The sequence below is a fragment of the Streptomyces sp. NPDC088354 genome, from assembly GCF_044753585.1.
GTDB lineage: Bacteria > Actinomycetota > Actinomycetes > Streptomycetales > Streptomycetaceae > Actinacidiphila.
Genome location: NZ_JBIVNJ010000111.1, coordinates 1 through 4822, shown reverse-complemented (window position 1 = coordinate 4822; position 4822 = coordinate 1). Strand labels below are relative to the sequence as shown.

At 65.7% G+C, this 4822-nt stretch carries 3 protein-coding genes and 2 pseudogenes; 2 read left to right on the top strand and 3 right to left on the bottom strand.

What is annotated here, in order from left to right; translation table 11 throughout:
• Positions 1-357: 357 nt before the first annotated feature.
• Positions 358-624: a hypothetical protein gene (locus ACIP98_RS41905; RefSeq protein WP_401982083.1), complete on the bottom strand. Its 267-nt coding sequence runs from the start codon at positions 622-624 to the stop codon at positions 358-360.
• Between the two features lie 237 nt (positions 625-861).
• On the opposite strand from ACIP98_RS41905, the pseudogene ACIP98_RS41900 reads away from it, so the two are divergent.
• Positions 862-2500: pseudogene (locus ACIP98_RS41900) on the top strand (IS1182 family transposase); the annotation flags it as partial.
• Positions 2501-3220: 720 nt separating this feature from the next.
• On the opposite strand, the gene ACIP98_RS41895 reads toward ACIP98_RS41900, so the two are convergent.
• Positions 3221-3901 carry an acetate uptake transporter gene (locus ACIP98_RS41895; protein ID WP_401982080.1) on the bottom strand — a complete coding sequence of 227 codons (681 nt, stop codon included), beginning with the start codon at positions 3899-3901 and terminating at the stop codon, positions 3221-3223.
• A 290-nt stretch (positions 3902-4191) separates the two neighbouring features.
• Between ACIP98_RS41895 and ACIP98_RS41890 the strand changes: the two are divergent.
• A pseudogene (locus tag ACIP98_RS41890) lies at positions 4192-4368 on the top strand (transposase family protein); the annotation flags it as partial.
• A 33-nt stretch (positions 4369-4401) separates the two neighbouring features.
• Here the strand turns inward: ACIP98_RS41890 and ACIP98_RS41885 are convergent.
• Positions 4402-4822, bottom strand: a 421-nt coding sequence (locus ACIP98_RS41885; RefSeq protein WP_401982077.1) for a transposase, incomplete at its 5' end; no start/stop codon positions are given.

Sequence of the window (4822 nt, the reverse complement as noted above, 5' to 3'; positions counted from 1 at the left end):
ACCCTGCCGAGCTCCCCGAAGGCGCCCCCGCACTCCCCAACACCACGAAGACAACCGCCGGATGATCGGCTACACCACAAGAAGGGACGCCATCGAGCGATGGCGTACTGGGTCCACCACAGGCGCATGAACGCGGGCACCGGTGTGAGGTTGAAAGCATCCCCGATCGCCCGCCGCCAGTGGGACTCGAAGTCGGGCAGGGGGTGCGGGGCGTGCTCCTGGATGGCCAGACGCAAGGCGTGGGGAGTGTGTTCCGGCATCAACGGGACCGGGGGCTTGTCTCCCCCGAGTCCATCGAAATGCACTGTCTGAGCAGTCATGAGGTAAGGACTCTCCCGGTCTTCCTGTCCGGCGGCTTCATGCCGCGTCCCGGCTGGCGTCGGAGACCTGCTGCTGCGCGGCCCGTTGCTCCTGCTCCTCGAACCACTCGGCGGGCACCAGATAGGCGACCGTCTTGCCCTTGCGCGTGATCGCGGCAGCCTCACCCGCAATCCGGGTGCGATCGACGCACTCGTTACACACCCACCGGCAACGCACCCACTCCGCCTCCAGACCGGCACGCGCCGAGTACGACACCCGCAGCCGGAAGGTGTACCGGGCACGCCCGAACCCCTCCTCCGCCACCGCAGTCATCGTGATGCCCCGGAACCCAACAGCGCCCAACGACAACGAAAGAGAGCACAGGTCAGAACAGATACACACGGAATACCGCCGCTTCGCGACTCCGAGCCAACAACCCATCCCTCCCCCTGCTTCAGGACTTTGTTGGCGGATTCGGTGACCGCTCTTGGTGATCTTGATTGGTCGGGCAGTCTGGTGGGGTTTGATTCGGTCTCGCGGGGAGGCAGGGAAGGGGCTGCCATGTCGCTGCGCCCTGTGTCCGCCCCGTTCGTCCCGGAGGCCACCGCACGGGTGGCTCGTGCTGCGTTCCGTAAGAGCTGTCTGGCCATGCGGATCCGGGATGAACTCGGTCCGCTGTTCGAAGACGAGCAGTTCGCCCGGGCGTTCCCGCGTCGGGGCCGTCCGGCGTGGTCGCCGGGGCAGTTGGCGATGGTCAGTGTGCTGCAGTTCGCGGAGGGGCTGACGGACCGGCAGGCCGCCGATGCCGTTCGCGGGCGGATCGACGTCAAGTACGCGCTCGGTTTGGAGTTGGAGGATCCCGGGTTCGACTTCTCCGTGCTCAGCGAGTTCCGGGACCGGCTGATCGCACACGGTCTGGAGGAACTGGTCCTGGACCGGCTGCTGGAACGGGTGGGCGAGCTGGGGCTGCTCAGCTCGGGCGGCCGTCAGCGCACCGACTCCACGCACGTGCTGGCCGCGGTGCGGACGCTGAACCGGATGGAGTTCCTGGGCGAGACCCTGCGCGCCACGCTGGAGACGCTGGCTGCCACGGCACCTGGCTGGCTGCGGGAGATCGCCGCACCGCAGTGGTTCGAACGCTACGGCAAGCGCATCGACTCCTTCCGCTTCCCCAAGGGCGTCGGCGCCCGGCAGCGGTGGGCGCTGGCCGTGGGAGAGGACGGATTCGCGCTGCTTGAGGCCGTCTACGCACCCACGGCACCGCACTGGCTGCGGGAGGTCGAGGCGGTGCAGGTGCTGCGCTGCGCGTGGGTGCAGCAGTATCACCGGGACGGGAAGGGGGTGCGCTGGCGGGAGGGCAAGGACCTCCCGCCGGGCAGGCTGCGGCTGTCCAGCCCCTACGACACCGACAGCCGCTACAGCGTCAAGCGCGGCGCGGGCTGGGACGGCTACAAGGTCCACTTCACCGAGACCTGTGAGCCGGACGCCCCGCACCTGATCACCTATGTGGTCACCACCGATGCCACCGTTCCCGACGCGGAGATCACCGGGCTCGTCCACGGCGGCCTGGCCGTGCGCGGCCTGCTGCCCGCCATCCACCTGGTCGACTCCGGCTACAGCTCCGCCGCACTGGTGGTGGCCGCGGCCGGGCAGAACATCGAGCTGATAGGGCCGGTCCTCTCCGACACCAGTGCTCAGAGCCGCGCCGCAGGGGGCCGGGAGCAGGACGCCTTCACCGTCGACTGGCCGACACGCACTGTCACCTGTCCCCGCGGACAGCGTAGCGTCAGCTGGTCCGAGCAGCGCAAACCTACCGGCACCGAAATCATCGGGGGTCCACTTCGCCAAAACCGACTGCGACGCCTGCCCAGTACGCGCCAAGTGCACCAGCGCAGCGAACCGCAAATACGGCCGCAGCCTCACTCTCCTCACCCTGCCCCAGCAGCAAACCCTCGACCAGCGCCGACGCGAGCAGAAGACCGACGAGTGGAAGGCGGCATACGGTACTCGCGCCGGCATCGACGGAACCATCTCCCAGGCCGTCCGGGTGACACGGACACGGACCACGCCCTACCGAGGGCTGCACAAGACCCACCTCGGTCACGTCCTGACCGCCGCCGGACTCAACCTCCACCGCCTCGACGCCTGGTGGACCGGTGCCCCCATCGGTGGCACCCACATCAGCCGCTTCGCCCGCCTCGGAATAGAACTGGCCGCCCGGCCCACCGTGGTCACGCTCATCGATGCGGCTCGGACAGCAGCCCGCACCCCACCGCCGTCGAGCGTTCTCGCCTCACTGTCAGTCGCCACTGCCTCGAACAGCGGCCTGAGGACGCTACCGGCGGATAGCGATCACCGGTTCGGAGCGTCACATGTTTGCATCAACCTCGAAGCCGTCCGCAGGAGTAGGCCGCAAAGCGCCTGGAGATCGTCCACAATTGTGTGATCAAGGTCAGCCGACCAACGTCCCACGGGAGCGGATGCCGCCCGGGCTATCACCCGATGAGGCGTGCCGGGTTCCTGTCGTAGAGGCACGAATTGGTCACAGCGGTAGTGTCGCCAGCCGGTCTACCCGCCGCGCTCGAGGCGGCTGAGGTAGTACCAAGCGCGTGGGCCACCGGCGGGAACGCTGACTATCCCCGAAACCCTTTCGATCAGCCATCCCCGCACCACCTAAAGCTTGGCCGCAGGGCAGCGGCGCCGTACGCCTGCTGGTCCCGAATACGTCGACGCCTCCCCGCTTTACACGAAGCGTACTGTTGGTTCCCTGAGGTTCATCGACGAGCCCGCCGTGAACCGGGCCTCTACTGGAAACACCGTGGGGTGGCGCCGCCAGTAAGCAGGGCCAAGGGTCCGAAAGCGTTTTGCCACGCCGCTTGGATCCCGGACGGAAAAAGCGGATTTAACATGGTGGGCCACGTCATGGCGCGGGCGTCGAATCGCCAGTCAGTTCCCGTTCCCCAACGGACGAAGTGAGCGAGTGCGATCGGCCCTTGTGGTGCGCCAGGTGCGCCAGCCGCTTACCCGGGTCTGGGAAGACAGGAATCAAGTGCCGACCCCAAGTGTTGTTGATCAGTCCTGCGAACGAGGCATACCAGGCAATCGTCGCCGTAGCGAAGCCGAATCCGCCTGCGATAATAAACAGAACTGTGGATTGCAAGAAGCTGGCTACAGTAAAGCATGTGAACGTAAGCGTCGCACTTGTGAAGGCAGCCAAAAGAACGCCGGTGATACGGAGCGTTGCAATTGTCAGATAGAGCGTGAGGACTGCCCACGGAAGGTTGAATAGTCCGTTAGCGATGTGCAACTGCTCGGGTGGGAGGTTGGGTAGGACAACCATCCCGTAGACGGCATAAGCGATCCAGAAGGCACCATAGGAGCTGAAGGCCGTAGCACCGAATGTGCTGCCCTGCCGGAATTCGACCCAACCGGCGATAAGCTGGATCACGCCACCGAACAATAGCGCAACAGGAAAGACCGCAGGGGTCAGTGAGGGATCGACGCCAACGTAGAAAAAGCTGAGCATGAATGTAGTAGTACCGAAACCAGCCAGGCCCAGCGGAGCGGCATCCGGAGCTGTCGCAGGAGCAGGAACACTCATGACGGTCTCCCGCTGAGAAGGGGGCGAAGTTTGCAGTTGGGCCCACATCAAGATGCCACAGTTCACCTTCCAAGGAGGCGGTCGGCGCGCCGCGCGGCAGGAGAGGTAGTCCTGGACCCATCGCTTGAGCGGCTAGAGCTTCTTTGAGGAATACTGACTTCGGCTCGTCGGGGTGAACTTCCCTGATGGGGTTTGTCCATCGAACGGCTCTGGGCCGTAGTCGGTGGTGACGTCGAGTGGCCACCCTTGATCATGATCTTGTGGTGGATATCAGCTCCTTTATGGGAACGGTGTTTTCTGGGCTTTCGGCGCTGGTCGTCGAGGGCGTGGTGGACGGGGGCGACGCGGTGGTGGTCTCGGCCCGGACCCGGGACGTGGCGGTGCCGTGTCCGGTGTGCGGGATGCCGACGGCGAAGGTGCACGGTTATCACCGTCGAACGGTGAGGGACGTGCCGATCGACGGTCGCTAGTGCGTTGACCACGAACGTTGCCGGGGTTGGTTAGGCGGCTTTGGGTCGTGGGCGGCCCCAGCGTTGTTGGCGTTCGCTGCGGATCTTGGCGCGTTCGCGGCGTTGGGCGGCCAGTACGTCGGGGTGGCGGGCGTTGGCGTTGCGCCACCTCAGATAGTCCTGGAGCCTGCGGGCGAGCACGGTGTGGTTGGGGTGGTCCGAGCCGCCCATGACGAAGTTGCGTAAGGGTCCGAACTGGGCCTCGATCGGGTTGGCCCACGATGCGCTCGTCGGAGTAAGGCAAAGCTCGACCTTGTGCTTCTTCGCCCAGGCCCGGATCGCCGGGGTCTTGTTCGCCGAGAGGTTGTCCATGATCACGAGCTGGGCCGCGGTGGCCTGCTCGGCGGTCAGGCTGGTGACGGCGTAGACCGTCTTGACGGTGGTCTTGCCGGTCTTGAGGTCGGTGCGACGG

Excerpts from the sequence above, each read along its gene's own strand:
- ACIP98_RS41895 (WP_401982080.1), bottom strand. The coding sequence starts at position 3,901 with ATGAGTGTTCCTGCTCCTGCGACAGCTCCGGATGCCGCTCCGCTGGGC.